The 12542-nt window shown below is 54.4% G+C and carries 24 protein-coding genes; all 24 read left to right on the top strand.

The genetic code is table 11. The features are described from left to right. Positions 1-9: 9 nt before the first annotated feature. The 24 genes from rpsS to ALP40_RS25095 all read left to right on the top strand — a co-directional run bounded on the left by rpsS (position 10) and on the right by ALP40_RS25095 (position 12542). Positions 10-285 carry a 30S ribosomal protein S19 gene (rpsS, locus tag ALP40_RS25210; protein ID WP_004883670.1) on the top strand — a complete coding sequence of 92 codons (276 nt, stop codon included), beginning with the start codon at positions 10-12 and terminating at the stop codon, positions 283-285. A gap of 13 nt (positions 286-298) precedes the next feature. After that, on the top strand, positions 299-631 hold the full coding sequence (gene rplV, locus ALP40_RS25205; RefSeq protein ID WP_002555485.1) for a 50S ribosomal protein L22: 333 nt from the start codon (positions 299-301) through the stop codon (positions 629-631). Between the two features lie 13 nt (positions 632-644). Beyond that, positions 645-1331, top strand: a complete 687-nt coding sequence (gene rpsC / locus ALP40_RS25200; RefSeq protein WP_003176422.1) for a 30S ribosomal protein S3 — start codon at positions 645-647, stop codon at positions 1329-1331. A 12-nt stretch (positions 1332-1343) separates the two neighbouring features. Continuing rightward, on the top strand, positions 1344-1757 hold the full coding sequence (rplP, locus tag ALP40_RS25195) for a 50S ribosomal protein L16 (RefSeq protein WP_002555482.1): 414 nt from the start codon (positions 1344-1346) through the stop codon (positions 1755-1757). Continuing rightward, positions 1757-1948, top strand: coding sequence for a 50S ribosomal protein L29 (gene rpmC, locus ALP40_RS25190; RefSeq protein WP_002555481.1), 192 nt, complete (start codon positions 1757-1759; stop codon positions 1946-1948). The genes rplP and rpmC overlap by 1 nt, the downstream gene beginning before the upstream one ends. Before the next feature lie 2 nt (positions 1949-1950). Beyond that, the gene (rpsQ, locus tag ALP40_RS25185; RefSeq protein WP_002555480.1) at positions 1951-2217 is read left to right on the top strand and encodes a 30S ribosomal protein S17; all 267 of its coding nucleotides are present in this window, start codon (positions 1951-1953) and stop codon (positions 2215-2217) included. Positions 2218-2240: 23 nt separating this feature from the next. Then, positions 2241-2609, top strand: a complete 369-nt coding sequence (rplN, locus tag ALP40_RS25180) for a 50S ribosomal protein L14 (protein WP_011063774.1) — start codon at positions 2241-2243, stop codon at positions 2607-2609. An 11-nt stretch (positions 2610-2620) separates the two neighbouring features. After that, positions 2621-2935, top strand: a complete 315-nt coding sequence (gene rplX, locus ALP40_RS25175) for a 50S ribosomal protein L24 (RefSeq protein WP_002555478.1) — start codon at positions 2621-2623, stop codon at positions 2933-2935. A gap of 20 nt (positions 2936-2955) precedes the next feature. Next, positions 2956-3495: a 50S ribosomal protein L5 gene (gene rplE, locus ALP40_RS25170; protein WP_004883677.1), complete on the top strand. Its 540-nt coding sequence runs from the start codon at positions 2956-2958 to the stop codon at positions 3493-3495. Positions 3496-3508: 13 nt separating this feature from the next. Beyond that, positions 3509-3814 carry a 30S ribosomal protein S14 gene (gene rpsN, locus ALP40_RS25165; RefSeq protein ID WP_122210822.1) on the top strand — a complete coding sequence of 102 codons (306 nt, stop codon included), beginning with the start codon at positions 3509-3511 and terminating at the stop codon, positions 3812-3814. 214 nt (positions 3815-4028) lie between these two features. Further along, positions 4029-4421 (top strand): 30S ribosomal protein S8, encoded by a 393-nt coding sequence (gene rpsH / locus ALP40_RS25160; RefSeq protein ID WP_004883681.1) that lies wholly within the window; start codon positions 4029-4031, stop codon positions 4419-4421. Between the two features lie 12 nt (positions 4422-4433). Continuing rightward, positions 4434-4967, top strand: coding sequence for a 50S ribosomal protein L6 (rplF, locus tag ALP40_RS25155; protein WP_004883684.1), 534 nt, complete (start codon positions 4434-4436; stop codon positions 4965-4967). A 10-nt stretch (positions 4968-4977) separates the two neighbouring features. Continuing rightward, positions 4978-5328: a 50S ribosomal protein L18 gene (gene rplR, locus ALP40_RS25150; protein WP_002555473.1), complete on the top strand. Its 351-nt coding sequence runs from the start codon at positions 4978-4980 to the stop codon at positions 5326-5328. 3 nt (positions 5329-5331) lie between these two features. Next, positions 5332-5832, top strand: a complete 501-nt coding sequence (gene rpsE / locus ALP40_RS25145) for a 30S ribosomal protein S5 (RefSeq protein WP_024687031.1) — start codon at positions 5332-5334, stop codon at positions 5830-5832. A gap of 2 nt (positions 5833-5834) precedes the next feature. Then, positions 5835-6011 (top strand): 50S ribosomal protein L30, encoded by a 177-nt coding sequence (gene rpmD / locus ALP40_RS25140; RefSeq protein ID WP_003186033.1) that lies wholly within the window; start codon positions 5835-5837, stop codon positions 6009-6011. A 3-nt stretch (positions 6012-6014) separates the two neighbouring features. After that, a complete protein-coding gene (rplO, locus tag ALP40_RS25135) occupies positions 6015-6449 on the top strand; it encodes a 50S ribosomal protein L15 (RefSeq protein WP_122210821.1) in 435 nt (144 codons plus the stop codon). After that, a complete protein-coding gene (gene secY / locus ALP40_RS25130; protein WP_002555469.1) occupies positions 6450-7784 on the top strand; it encodes a preprotein translocase subunit SecY in 1335 nt (444 codons plus the stop codon). 28 nt (positions 7785-7812) lie between these two features. Continuing rightward, positions 7813-7929: a 50S ribosomal protein L36 gene (gene rpmJ, locus ALP40_RS25125; protein ID WP_002555468.1), complete on the top strand. Its 117-nt coding sequence runs from the start codon at positions 7813-7815 to the stop codon at positions 7927-7929. A gap of 130 nt (positions 7930-8059) precedes the next feature. Continuing rightward, entirely contained in the window at positions 8060-8416 is a 357-nt protein-coding gene (gene rpsM, locus ALP40_RS25120; protein WP_002555467.1) for a 30S ribosomal protein S13, read from the top strand. 30 nt (positions 8417-8446) lie between these two features. Then, a complete protein-coding gene (rpsK, locus tag ALP40_RS25115; protein ID WP_002555466.1) occupies positions 8447-8836 on the top strand; it encodes a 30S ribosomal protein S11 in 390 nt (129 codons plus the stop codon). A gap of 18 nt (positions 8837-8854) precedes the next feature. After that, positions 8855-9475: a 30S ribosomal protein S4 gene (rpsD, locus tag ALP40_RS25110; protein WP_002555465.1), complete on the top strand. Its 621-nt coding sequence runs from the start codon at positions 8855-8857 to the stop codon at positions 9473-9475. A 22-nt stretch (positions 9476-9497) separates the two neighbouring features. Beyond that, complete coding sequence (locus ALP40_RS25105; RefSeq protein ID WP_003176403.1) at positions 9498-10499, top strand: DNA-directed RNA polymerase subunit alpha; 1002 nt, start codon at positions 9498-9500, stop codon at positions 10497-10499. Between the two features lie 41 nt (positions 10500-10540). Next, positions 10541-10927 (top strand): 50S ribosomal protein L17, encoded by a 387-nt coding sequence (rplQ, locus tag ALP40_RS25100; protein WP_002555463.1) that lies wholly within the window; start codon positions 10541-10543, stop codon positions 10925-10927. Between the two features lie 169 nt (positions 10928-11096). Continuing rightward, on the top strand, positions 11097-12542 hold the full coding sequence (locus tag ALP40_RS25095) for a catalase (RefSeq protein ID WP_122210820.1): 1446 nt from the start codon (positions 11097-11099) through the stop codon (positions 12540-12542).

Here is a 12542-nt window from a genome sequence, read left to right as displayed (position 1 = left end):
GATACGACAGTGCCACGTTCTCTGAAAAAAGGTCCTTTTATTGATCTTCACCTACTGAAGAAGATCGAAGTGGCGGCGGAAAAGAACGATCGCAAACCAGTTAAAACCTGGTCGCGTCGTTCGATGATCCTGCCACAAATGGTTGGTTTGACCATTGCAGTGCATAACGGTCGTCAGCATGTTCCCGTTCTCGTGAGCGAAGACATGGTCGGCCATAAACTAGGCGAGTTTGCCGGTACCCGCACATATCGTGGGCACGTGGCAGACAAGAAAGCCAAGCGTTAAGGGGTAAGGAACGATGGAAGTAGCCGCTAAGTTGTCGGGCGCTCGAATCTCCGCCCAGAAAGCCCGCTTGGTCGCCGACCAGATCCGCGGGAAGAAGGTGGGCGAAGCGCTCAACCTGTTGGCTTTCAGCAGTAAGAAAGCCGCCGAGATCCTGAAGAAAGTGCTGGAGTCGGCTGTAGCCAACGCCGAGCATAACGAAGGCGCAGACGTTGATGACCTTAAGGTCTCCACCGTTTTCGTCAACGAAGGGCGTTCGCTGAAGCGCATCATGCCACGTGCCAAAGGCCGTGCTGATCGCATCGTCAAGCGGTCTTGCCATATCACTGTCAAGGTTGCTGACAAGTAACGGAGTCGAAGAGATGGGTCAGAAAGTACATCCCATTGGCATTCGCCTGGGAATCGTCAAGGAGCACACCTCCGTCTGGTACGCAGATGGTCGGACTTATGCGGACTATTTGTTCGCTGATCTGAAGGTGCGAGAGTATCTCCAAGACAAACTAAAAAGCGCGTCCGTAAGCCGTATCGATATCCATCGTCCGGCTCAGACTGCACGTATCACCATCCACACCGCTCGTCCCGGCATCGTGATTGGCAAGAAAGGTGAAGATGTTGAGAAACTGCGTCAGGACCTGACCAAGCAAATGGGTGTGCCTGTGCACATCAATATCGAAGAGATCCGTAAGCCGGAGCTCGACGGTATGCTGGTTGCGCAGAGCGTAGCTCAGCAGCTGGAGCGTCGTGTAATGTTCCGTCGCGCAATGAAGCGCGCTGTACAGAACGCTATGCGCATTGGTGCCAAAGGCATCAAAATCCAAGTGAGCGGTCGTCTCGGCGGTGCTGAAATCGCACGTACTGAATGGTATCGCGAGGGTCGTGTTCCATTGCACACCCTGCGTGCCGACATCGACTATGCCAACTACGAAGCTCACACAACTTATGGTGTGATCGGTGTAAAGGTTTGGATCTTCAAAGGCGAAGTAATTGGTGGTCGCCAAGAAGAACTGAAACCACAAGCACCAGCGCCTCGTAAAAAAGCTGCTAAGTAAGGGGTACGCCAAATGTTGCAACCAAAGCGTACGAAGTTCCGCAAGCAGATGACCGGCCACAACCGTGGTCTGGCATTGCGCGGTAGCAAAGTCAGCTTCGGCGAGTTCGCGCTGAAGTCTGTTGCTCGTGGTCGTCTCACCGCTCGTCAGATCGAGTCAGCGCGTCGTGCTCTGACCCGTCACGTAAAACGTGGCGGCAAGATCTGGATCCGTGTATTCCCGGACAAGCCTGTAACCAAGAAGCCACTCGAAGTTCGGATGGGTAAAGGTAAGGGTAACGTCGAGTACTGGGTTGCCCAGATTCAGCCAGGCAAAGTCCTGTATGAAATCGAGGGTGTTACTGAAGAGCTGGCGCGTGAGGCTTTCGCCCTGGCTGCTGCAAAGCTGCCACTCGCCACCTCCTTTGTTAAGCGGACGGTGATGTGATGAAAGCGAATGAACTTCGTGAAAAATCAGCACAGCAGCTGAACGAGCAACTGCTCGGCCTGCTGCGCGACCAGTTCAATCTGCGTATGCAGAAAGCAACTGGCCAGTTGGGGCAGTCTCACCTGCTCTCGCAAGTTAAGCGTGACATCGCTCGCGTGAAGACTGTGCTCAACCAGCAGGCAGGTAAGTAATCATGGCTGAAGCCGAAAAAACCGTCCGTACGCTGACTGGCCGTGTCGTCAGCGACAAGATGGACAAGACCATCACCGTTCTGATTGAGCGTCGCGTAAAGCACCCAATCTACGGTAAATACGTTAAGCGTTCGACTAAGCTGCACGCGCACGACGAAACCAATCAGTGCCATATCGGCGACAAGGTCACGATTCGTGAAACTCGTCCGGTAGCCAAGACCAAGTCTTGGGCATTGGTTGATATCCTCGAACGCGCTGTGGAAGTCTAAGGGCTAAGGGTCGGAGAAATTATATGATTCAGACTCAATCCATGCTCGATGTGGCCGATAACAGCGGCGCTCGCCGCGTTATGTGCATCAAGGTGCTGGGTGGCTCCCATCGTCGTTACGCTGGTATCGGTGACATCATCAAAGTAACCGTGAAGGAAGCAATTCCGCGCGGCAAGGTGAAAAAAGGCCAAGTGATGACTGCTGTTGTAGTCCGCACTCGCCATGGCGTTCGTCGTGCAGACGGCTCCATCATCCGCTTCGATGGCAACGCTGCTGTTCTTTTGAACAACAAGCAAGAGCCGATCGGTACCCGTATCTTTGGGCCAGTGACCCGTGAACTTCGTAATGAGAAGTTCATGAAGATCGTCTCGCTCGCCCCAGAAGTTCTGTAAGGAGATCCGACATGCAAAAGATTCGTCGTGACGACGAGATCATCGTGATCGCCGGCAAAGACAAAGGTAAGCGCGGTAAGGTGCTCAAGGTTCTCGCTGACGACCGTCTGGTCGTTGGTGGGATCAACCTGGTGAAGCGTCATACCAAGCCTAACCCGATGTCGGGCGTACAGGGCGGTATCGTCGAGAAAGAAGCGCCACTGCACGCTTCCAACGTCGCCATTTTCAACGGCGCAACCAACAAGGCTGATCGCGTTGGTTTCAAAGTTGAAGACGGCAAGAAAATTCGTGTCTTCAAGTCGACCCAAAAAGCGGTTGATGCTTGAACACTGCTAGGTAGAAGACCATGGCACGACTAAAAGAGATTTACCGGAAGGAAATCGCTCCGAAGCTTAAGGAAGAACTTAAGCTCGCGAACGTGATGGAAGTTCCGCGCGTTACAAAAATCACCCTGAACATGGGTCTGGGCGAAGCGATCGGTGACAAGAAAGTCATCGAGCACGCTGTTGCTGACCTGGAAAAGATCACCGGTCAGAAAGTCGTTGTGACTTACGCTCGGAAATCCATCGCTGGCTTTAAAGTCCGTGAAGGATGGCCGATCGGCGTCAAAGTGACTCTGCGCCGCGATCGTATGTATGAGTTCCTGGATCGTCTGCTGTCGATCTCCCTGCCTCGGGTTCGCGACTTCCGCGGCCTGAATGCCAAGTCCTTCGATGGTCGTGGTAACTACAGCATGGGTGTTAAAGAGCAGATCATTTTCCCGGAAATCGACTACGACAAGATCGATGCTCTCCGCGGTCTGGACATTACCCTGACCACCACTGCCAAGAACGATGATGAAGGCCGCGCACTGCTGCGTGCTTTCAAATTCCCGTTCCGCAACTGATTGGAGTAGGAAAATGGCCAAGAAGAGCATGAAGAACCGTGAGCTGAAGCGTCAGCTCACCGTTGCCAAGTACGCCAAGAAGCGTGCCGAGCTGAAAGCGATCATCGTTGATCTGGAAGCAACTCCAGAAGCACGTTGGGAAGCGACCGTAGCTCTGCAGAAGCAACCACGTGACGCAAGCGCTTCGCGCATGCGTAACCGTTGCCGCATCACTGGTCGTCCGCACGGCGTTTACCGCAAGTTCGGCCTTGGCCGTAACAAGCTGCGTGAAGCTGCAATGCGTGGTGACGTACCAGGTCTGGTTAAAGCCAGCTGGTAAGCCACAACTCTCGCTTCAATCCGATCGACGGCGCAGGTTGTCGGTTGGAATGAAGCTTGAATTTGAATCAAGCCCCTTTTGGGGCTTGATTCATTTCTGGGGTAGGACTAGAATTGCCGGCTCGCCTGAGCCCGTGTTTTCACTTGCCCGGAAAAATCTCGGCGACAAGCTGTAGCCGTAAGGCTAATTATTTTGTTTTAGGAGCGTCTAGCCCATGAGTATGCAGGACCCGTTAGCGGACATGCTAACTCGTATCCGTAATGCCCAGATGGCTGAAAAGCCCGTCGTAAGCATGCCATCTTCCACGTTGAAGGTTGCTGTAGCAAAAGTCCTGAAAGACGAAGGCTACATTGCGGGTTATCAGATCAGCAGCGAAGTTAAACCATCGCTGTCCATCGAGCTTAAGTACTTCGAAGGCCGTCCGGTCATTGAAGAAGTTAAGCGCGTCAGCCGCCCAGGCCTGCGCCAGTACAAGTCCTCCGATGATCTGCCAAAAGTTCGTGGCGGTCTTGGTGTGTCTATCGTCTCCACCAACAAAGGTGTGATGACGGATCGTGCTGCGCGCGCTGCCGGTGTCGGTGGCGAAGTGCTTTGCACTGTGTTCTAAGGGGGGATAAGCATGTCACGCGTAGCTAAGAACCCCGTTAAGTTGCCATCCGGCGTCGAAGTCAAACTCGTCGGCCAGCAGCTTTCGGTGAAGGGTGCCAAGGGCACTCTAGAACTGAACGTCCATTCGTCTGTTGAGATTGTTGAAGAAGCTGGTGAGCTGCGTTTCGCTGCTCGCAATGGCGATCAACAAACCCGCGCAATGGCCGGCACCACTCGTGCACTGGTTAACAACATGGTCCAGGGCGTAAGCCAAGGCTTCGAGCGTAAGCTCCAGCTGGTCGGTGTTGGTTACAAAGCGCAAGCAAAAGGCACGGTCCTGAACCTGGCACTTGGCTTCTCGCACCCGGTGGATTACGAATTGCCGAATGGCATCACCGCTGAGACCCCCAGCCAGACCGATATCCTGATTCGCGGTATCGATAAGCAGTTGGTTGGTCAAGTGGCCGCTGAGATCCGCGACTTCCGCCGTCCTGAGCCTTACAAAGGCAAAGGTGTGCGTTACGCGGACGAAGTCGTCCGCCGTAAAGAAGCCAAGAAGAAGTAGGGCATAGCAAATGACCGTCAAAAAAGTTACCCGACTGCGTCGCGCTCGCAAAGCACGCCTGAAAATGCACGAGCTAGAAGTCGTGCGTCTCTGCGTGCACCGCTCTTCGCAGCACATTTATGCCCAGGTCATTTCGGCCGACGGCAGCAAAGTCCTGGCAAGCGCTTCGACTTTGGACAAAGAACTGCGTGATGGTGCCACTGGCAACATCGACGCGGCCACTAAGGTTGGCAAGCTGGTCGCCGAGCGCGCAAAAGCCGCGGGCGTATCGCAAGTGGCTTTCGACCGTTCTGGCTTCAAGTACCACGGCCGTGTCAAAGCGCTGGCTGATGCTGCTCGTGAAGGCGGGCTGGAGTTCTAAGTTATGGCAAATAACGACCAAAAACGCGACGAAGGCTACATCGAGAAGCTGGTTCAAGTTAACCGCGTGGCCAAAACCGTAAAAGGCGGCCGTATCTTCACTTTCACTGCGTTGACCGTAGTGGGTGATGGTAAAGGGCGCGTTGGCTTCGGCCGTGGCAAGTCACGTGAAGTGCCTGCTGCAATCCAGAAAGCGATGGAAGCTGCTCGCCGCAACATGATCCAGGTGGATCTGAACGGCACCACACTGCAGTACGCAATGAAGTCCGCTCATGGCGCTTCGAAGGTGTACATGCAGCCTGCTTCTGAAGGTACCGGTATCATCGCTGGCGGCGCTATGCGCGCAGTGCTGGAAGTTGCTGGTGTTCAGAACGTGTTGGCCAAGTGCTACGGCTCGACTAACCCTGTAAACGTGGTTCACGCCACTTTCAAGGGTCTGAAGGGCATGCAGTCTCCTGAGTCCATCGCTGCCAAGCGTGGCAAGCGTGTTGAGGAGATCATCTGATCATGGCTACCGTTAAAGTAACGCTGATCAAAAGCATGACCGGCCGCATCCCTAACCACAAATTGTGCGTTAAGGGTTTGGGTCTGCGTCGCATCGGTCACACTGTAGAAGTCCTGGATACTCCCGAAAATCGCGGGATGATCAACAAGGCTTACTACATGCTGCGAGTCGAGGGTTAATCGATGAAACTCAATGATCTGAGTCCTGCGCCGGGTTCCCGTCGCGAAAAGCATCGTCCGGGCCGTGGTATCGGTAGCGGTTTGGGTAAGACTGGTGGCCGTGGCCACAAAGGTCAAACCTCCCGCTCCGGTGGCACCATCGCTCCGGGCTTTGAGGGCGGCCAACAGCCGCTGCATCGCCGCCTGCCGAAATTCGGTTTCGTATCCCTGAAAGCTATGGATCGCGCAGAAGTGCGTTTGTCCGAACTGGCTAAAGTGGAAGGCGACATCGTAACTGTGCAGACCCTGAAGGATGCCAACGTGATTAACCAGAACGTTCAGCGTGTGAAAATCATGCTGTCGGGCGAAGTTACTCGCGCTGTCACCATCAAAGGTATCGCCGTCACCAAAGGTGCGCGTGCGGCTATCGAAGCAGCTGGCGGCAAGTTCGAGGAATAAATGGCTAAGCAAGGTGCTCTCTCAGCGCTCGGCAAAGGCGGTATGTCTGAACTCTGGGCTCGTCTGCGTTTTCTGTTCCTGGCGATTATCGTCTACCGAATAGGCGCACACATCCCGGTTCCAGGTATTAACCCGGACCGACTCGCAGAACTGTTTCGACAGAATGAGGGGACCATTCTTAGCTTGTTCAACATGTTTTCCGGTGGCGCGCTGGAACGGATGAGTATCTTTGCATTGGGGATCATGCCGTACATTTCGGCATCGATCATCATGCAGTTGATGACCGCCGTCAGCCCGCAGCTGGAGCAGTTGAAGAAGGAAGGTGAAGCTGGCCGTCGCAAGATTAGCCAGTACACCCGCTATGGCACCGTAGTCCTGGCTCTGGTTCAAGCTATCGGCATGTCCGTAGGCTTGGCCAGTCAGGGCGTAGCGTTTTCTGGGGACCTGGGTTTCCATTTTGTGGCCGTAACCACCTTCGTGGCAGGTGCGATGTTCATGATGTGGCTGGGCGAACAGATCACCGAACGCGGTGTCGGTAACGGTATCTCGATGTTGATTTTCGCAGGTATCGTCGCCGGTCTTCCGAGAGCGATAGGGCAGTCTTTCGAGTCTGCACGTCAGGGTGATATCAATATCTTCGCTCTGGTCGCGATCGGTTTGCTGGCAGTAGCGATCATCGGTTTCGTGGTGTTCATTGAGCGTGGTCAGCGTCGTATTGCTGTTCACTACGCCAAGCGTCAGCAGGGCCGGAAGGTCTTTGCTGCGCAGACAAGCCACTTGCCGCTGAAAGTGAACATGGCTGGTGTTATTCCGGCCATTTTCGCGAGCAGCATTTTGCTGTTTCCGGCTTCGTTGGGTTCCTGGTTCGGTCAGTCTGAAGGTCTGGGCTGGTTGCAGGACATCTCGCAGTCGATCGCTCCTGGTCAGCCGTTGAATATTCTGCTGTTTAGTGCAGGGATTATTTTCTTCTGCTTCTTCTATACGGCGTTGATGTTCAATCCGAAAGACGTAGCGGAAAACCTGAAGAAGTCCGGTGCCTTTATTCCGGGTATTCGTCCAGGCGAGCAGTCGGCGCGCTACATTGATGGCGTTTTGACTCGTTTGACCATGTTCGGTGCTCTTTATATGACGGCCGTGTGTCTGCTCCCCCAGTTTCTGGTGGTTGCGGCAAACGTACCGTTCTACCTTGGCGGGACCTCGTTGCTGATCGTGGTCGTGGTTGTGATGGACTTCATGTCTCAAGTGCAATCTCACCTCGTTTCGCACCAGTATGAATCCCTGATGAAGAAAGCCAACCTGAAGGGCTACGGTGGCAGCGGCGGTATGCTGCGCTGAAGCACCCCTAAGGTTCGAGGAGTTGGTGATGAAAGTTCGTGCATCGGTGAAAAAGCTGTGCCGTAACTGCAAGATTATTCGCCGCGAAGGTGTTGTTCGAGTAATTTGCAGCGCGGAACCACGTCATAAGCAGCGCCAAGGCTGATTGTGATTTGTGCTTAAGCCCAGCAGCTAGTGCGCTGCTGGGTTGATTATTTGTTACTACAGCGATATTATCTCGCGCCCTATTTCTTGGCTTCCGGGGCGTAGGTAGCTGTCAATTGGAGTCCCACTGAATGGCCCGTATTGCAGGCGTTAACATTCCAGATAACAAGCATACTGTTATCTCGCTGACCTACATCTATGGTGTTGGTCGCACCACTGCACAGAAAATTTGTGCAACCACCGGGGTTAACCCGGCGGTGAAGATCAAAGATCTGAGCGACGAGCAGATTGAACAGCTGCGTGGCGAAGTGGCGAAGTTCACCACTGAAGGTGACCTGCGTCGCGAAATCAACATGAAAATCAAGCGCTTGATGGACCTGGGCTGCTATCGCGGTCTGCGTCATCGTCGTGGTCTTCCAGTACGCGGTCAGCGTACCAAGACTAACGCGCGTACTCGCAAAGGTCCGCGTAAGCCGATCCGCAAGTAATCGCTCCAGCGCAACGACAGGAATTTAGTCATGGCAAAACCTGCTGCTCGTCCTCGTAAAAAAGTTAAAAAGACAGTGGTTGATGGCATCGCCCACATCCACGCGTCATTTAACAACACAATCGTCACCATTACCGATCGTCAAGGTAACGCTCTTTCGTGGGCTACCTCCGGCGGTTCGGGTTTCCGTGGTTCCCGCAAGTCCACGCCGTTCGCTGCTCAGGTAGCTGCTGAACGTGCTGGTCAAGCTGCGCTGGAATACGGCCTGAAGAACCTCGACGTCAATGTCAAGGGTCCAGGCCCAGGTCGTGAATCCGCTGTCCGTGCATTGAACGGCTGTGGCTATAAGATCGCCAGCATCACCGACGTGACGCCAATCCCGCACAACGGGTGCCGTCCGCCGAAGAAGCGCCGCGTGTAATCCAGGAGACTGTAAGAAATGGCTCGTTACATTGGTCCAAAATGCAAACTTGCTCGTCGTGAAGGCACCGATCTCTTTTTGAAGAGCGGCGTTCGCGCTATCGAATCCAAGTGCAACATCGAAGCAGCTCCAGGCATCCACGGCCAGCGCCGCGGTCGCCAGTCCGATTACGGTACTCAGCTGCGTGAAAAGCAAAAAGTCCGTCGTATCTACGGCGTTCTCGAGCGTCAGTTCAGCGGCTACTACAAAGAAGCCGCCGGCAAGAAAGGCGCAACAGGTGAGAACCTGCTGCAGCTGCTCGAATGCCGTCTGGACAACGTTGTATACCGCATGGGCTTCGGCTCGACTCGTGCTGAATCCCGTCAATTGGTTTCGCACAAGTCTGTTAGCGTCAACGGCAAAACCGTTAACGTTCCTTCTTATCAAGTTCGTGCAGGCGACGTTGTTGCTATCCGCGAAAAGGCTAAGAACCAACTGCGTATTGTCCAGGCTCTCGATCTGTGTGCCCAACGTGGCCGCGTAGAATGGGTAGAAGTAGACACTGAGAAGAAATCGGGCGTTTTCAAGAACGTACCAGCTCGCAGTGATCTATCCGCCGACATCAACGAAAGCCTGATTGTCGAGCTCTACTCCAAGTAAGGGCTAGAAAATAGGTGCATCCATGCAGATTTCGGTAAATGAGTTCCTGACACCCCGCCACATTGATGTGCAGGTTGTCAGTCCAACCCGCGCCAAGATCACTCTCGAGCCTCTCGAGCGTGGTTTCGGCCATACCCTGGGCAACGCGCTTCGCCGCATTTTGTTGTCCTCCATGCCCGGCTGTGCAGTAGTCGAGGCCGAGATTGACGGTGTACTCCATGAGTACAGCGCCATCGAAGGTGTACAGGAAGATGTCATTGAAATCCTGTTGAACCTTAAAGGTCTGGCTATCAAGCTGCACGGTCGAGACGAAGTTACGCTGACCTTGTCGAAGAAGGGTTCGGGGGTGGTTACCGCTGCCGATATTCAGCTGGATCATGATGTCGAGATCGTTAACCCCGATCACGTAATCGCTAACCTGGCGTCTAACGGCGCCTTGAACATGAAGCTCACCGTAGCTCGTGGTCGTGGTTATGAGCCGGCAGACTCGCGTCAAAGCGATGAAGATGAAAGCCGCAGCATTGGTCGCTTGCAGCTTGACTCTTCGTTCAGCCCGGTTCGCCGTATCGCATACGTGGTGGAAAACGCCCGTGTCGAACAGCGTACCAACCTGGACAAGCTGGTTATTGATCTGGAAACCAACGGTACGTTGGACCCTGAAGAGGCTATCCGCCGCGCTGCAACCATTCTGCAACAGCAGTTGGCTGCGTTCGTCGACCTCAAAGGCGACAGCGAACCCGTGGTAATCGAACAGGAAGACGAGATCGATCCGATCCTGCTCCGTCCGGTTGACGATTTGGAACTGACTGTACGTTCGGCTAACTGCCTTAAGGCGGAGAACATTTACTACATTGGTGACCTGATTCAGCGCACCGAAGTAGAACTGTTGAAAACTCCGAACCTTGGGAAGAAGTCTTTGACTGAGATCAAAGACGTTCTGGCCTCCCGTGGTCTGTCCCTCGGCATGCGCCTCGACAACTGGCCGCCGGCAAGTCTTAAGAAGGACGACAAGGCTACGGCCTGATCGTCGTAATCACCGAACGCGAGTTTGGTAAGGAATGAACCATGCGTCATCGTAAAAGTGGACGTCACCTGAGCCGTACCAGCTCTCACCGCAAAGCCATGTTTCAGAACATGGCGGTGTCGCTGTTCGAGCACGAGCTGATCAAGACTACCCTGCCGAAAGCCAAGGAACTGCGCCGCGTTGCCGAGCCGCTGATCACCCTGGCCAAGGAAGACAGCGTTGCTAACCGTCGTCTGGCTTTCGACCGTACTCGTTCGAAAGAAATCGTCGGCAAGCTGTTCAACGATCTGGGCAAGCGCTACGCCACCCGTCAGGGCGGCTACCTGCGCATCCTCAAGTGCGGTTTCCGCGCTGGCGACAACGCGCCTATGGCGTACGTCGAGTTGGTTGATCGTCCTGTCGGTGGCTCTGTAGAAGCCGCTGAATAAGACATCAGTTTGAACAAGAAACCGGGCCTAGTGCCCGGTTTTTTGTTGCCTTAAATTAGCGATGCCTATCGATAGCGAATATTTAATAAATTATCTTATTCAATAGTCCTAGGTAATAATCTCTCCCAAGCTGATTAGCTGGCCACACAAAGCACGAGGAAGAGATAGCATGACCCAGAAGACGCTCACGACCGCCAGTGGCGCACCAGTGGCCGACAACCAGAACTCGCGTTCGGCAGGCCCACGAGGTCCTTTGCTGCTTGATGACTTTCACCTGATCGAGAAGCTCGCACATTTCAATCGCGAGAACATTCCAGAGCGTCGCGTACACGCCAAGGGCTCGGGTGCTCACGGCACATTCACCGTTACCAAAGACATCACGCAGTACACCCGAGCCGATCTATTCAGTGCCGTGGGTAAACAAACGCCCGTCTTCATTCGTTTTTCCACGGTCGGTGGCGAGCGTGGCTCGGCCGATACCGAACGCGATCCGCGTGGCTTCGCTGTGAAGTTCTATACCCAGGAAGGCAACTGGGACATTGTGGGCAACAACACGCCGGTGTTCTTTATCCGTGACCCGCTGAAATTCCCTGACTTCATCCACACGCAGAAGCGTCTGCCGCAGACCAACCTGAAAAGCCCGCAGATGATGTGGGACTTCTGGTCGCACTCGCCAGAAGCGTTGCACCAGGTCACCATCCTGTTTTCGGATCGTGGTATTCCTGATGGCTACCGCCACATGCACGGCTTTGGCAGTCACACTTACAGCCTGATCAGCGCCAATGGCGAACGCCATTGGGTGAAGTGGCATTATAAAAGCAGGCAGGGCATCAAGAACCTCACGCCCGAAGAGGCCGCACGCATCGCCGGTACAGACCCGGATTACGCTCAACGCGATCTGTTTACCGCCATTGAAAAGGGTGAATTTCCGAAGTGGCAGGTCTGCATTCAGTTGATGACCGAAGCGCAAGCCAACAAACATCATGAAAACCCGTTCGATGTGACGAAGACGTGGTCGCAGAAAGAGTACCCGCTCATCGAAGTCGGTGAGATGGAGCTGAACCGCAATCCGTTAAATTACTTTGCCGAAGTCGAGCAGGCAGCATTCGCCCCCAGCAACATGGTGCCTGGTGTAGGTCTGTCGCCAGACCGCATGCTGCAGGGCCGAGTATTCGCCTACGCCGATGCTCACCGCTATCGTGTAGGCACTAACCACCAGCAACTGCCGATCAATGCGCCGAAGAATCCGGTCTACAGCTACCAGCGTGACGGTTCGATGGCGTTCGGCTCAAACGGCGGTGCTGCGCCTAACTACGAGCCAAACAGCTACTCGGACGCGCCTAAGCAGGATCCGCGTTATGCCGAGCCGTCACTTGCATTGATCGGCGATGCCGGTCGTCATGATCATCGTGTGGATGGTGATTACTACAGTCAGGCGGGCAAGTTGTTCAACCTGATGAACGCCGATCAGAAAGCGCTGTTGATCAATAACATCGCGGGCGCGATGGGCGGTGTGTCCAGCGACGTCGTGCAGCGTCAGTTGCAGCACTTCTACAAAGCTGACGTCGCTTACGGTGAAGGTATCGCCAACGCTCTCGGTGTAAAACTGGGTTGA

It is taken from the genome of Pseudomonas viridiflava (genome assembly GCF_003702045.1).
Classification (GTDB): Bacteria; Pseudomonadota; Gammaproteobacteria; order Pseudomonadales; family Pseudomonadaceae; genus Aquipseudomonas; species Aquipseudomonas viridiflava_C.
This window is presented reverse-complemented; position numbering and strand designations above follow the sequence as displayed.

Excerpts from the sequence above, each read along its gene's own strand:
- rpsE (WP_024687031.1), top strand. The coding sequence starts at position 5,332 with ATGGCAAATAACGACCAAAAACGCGACGAAGGCTACATCGAGAAGCTG.
- secY (WP_002555469.1), top strand. The coding sequence starts at position 6,450 with ATGGCTAAGCAAGGTGCTCTCTCAGCGCTCGGCAAAGGCGGTATGTCT.
- rpsQ (WP_002555480.1), top strand. The coding sequence starts at position 1,951 with ATGGCTGAAGCCGAAAAAACCGTCCGTACGCTGACTGGCCGTGTCGTC.
- rpsM (WP_002555467.1), top strand. The coding sequence starts at position 8,060 with ATGGCCCGTATTGCAGGCGTTAACATTCCAGATAACAAGCATACTGTT.
- rplP (WP_002555482.1), top strand. The coding sequence starts at position 1,344 with ATGTTGCAACCAAAGCGTACGAAGTTCCGCAAGCAGATGACCGGCCAC.
- rplV (WP_002555485.1), top strand. The coding sequence starts at position 299 with ATGGAAGTAGCCGCTAAGTTGTCGGGCGCTCGAATCTCCGCCCAGAAA.
- rplO (WP_122210821.1), top strand. The coding sequence starts at position 6,015 with ATGAAACTCAATGATCTGAGTCCTGCGCCGGGTTCCCGTCGCGAAAAG.
- rpmD (WP_003186033.1), top strand. The coding sequence starts at position 5,835 with ATGGCTACCGTTAAAGTAACGCTGATCAAAAGCATGACCGGCCGCATC.
- rpsK (WP_002555466.1), top strand. The coding sequence starts at position 8,447 with ATGGCAAAACCTGCTGCTCGTCCTCGTAAAAAAGTTAAAAAGACAGTG.
- rpsD (WP_002555465.1), top strand. The coding sequence starts at position 8,855 with ATGGCTCGTTACATTGGTCCAAAATGCAAACTTGCTCGTCGTGAAGGC.
- rpsH (WP_004883681.1), top strand. The coding sequence starts at position 4,029 with ATGAGTATGCAGGACCCGTTAGCGGACATGCTAACTCGTATCCGTAAT.
- rpmJ (WP_002555468.1), top strand. The coding sequence starts at position 7,813 with ATGAAAGTTCGTGCATCGGTGAAAAAGCTGTGCCGTAACTGCAAGATT.
- rplF (WP_004883684.1), top strand. The coding sequence starts at position 4,434 with ATGTCACGCGTAGCTAAGAACCCCGTTAAGTTGCCATCCGGCGTCGAA.
- rpmC (WP_002555481.1), top strand. The coding sequence starts at position 1,757 with ATGAAAGCGAATGAACTTCGTGAAAAATCAGCACAGCAGCTGAACGAG.
- rplE (WP_004883677.1), top strand. The coding sequence starts at position 2,956 with ATGGCACGACTAAAAGAGATTTACCGGAAGGAAATCGCTCCGAAGCTT.
- rplQ (WP_002555463.1), top strand. The coding sequence starts at position 10,541 with ATGCGTCATCGTAAAAGTGGACGTCACCTGAGCCGTACCAGCTCTCAC.
- rpsC (WP_003176422.1), top strand. The coding sequence starts at position 645 with ATGGGTCAGAAAGTACATCCCATTGGCATTCGCCTGGGAATCGTCAAG.
- rpsN (WP_122210822.1), top strand. The coding sequence starts at position 3,509 with ATGGCCAAGAAGAGCATGAAGAACCGTGAGCTGAAGCGTCAGCTCACC.
- rplX (WP_002555478.1), top strand. The coding sequence starts at position 2,621 with ATGCAAAAGATTCGTCGTGACGACGAGATCATCGTGATCGCCGGCAAA.
- ALP40_RS25105 (WP_003176403.1), top strand. The coding sequence starts at position 9,498 with ATGCAGATTTCGGTAAATGAGTTCCTGACACCCCGCCACATTGATGTG.
- ALP40_RS25095 (WP_122210820.1), top strand. The coding sequence starts at position 11,097 with ATGACCCAGAAGACGCTCACGACCGCCAGTGGCGCACCAGTGGCCGAC.
- rplR (WP_002555473.1), top strand. The coding sequence starts at position 4,978 with ATGACCGTCAAAAAAGTTACCCGACTGCGTCGCGCTCGCAAAGCACGC.
- rplN (WP_011063774.1), top strand. The coding sequence starts at position 2,241 with ATGATTCAGACTCAATCCATGCTCGATGTGGCCGATAACAGCGGCGCT.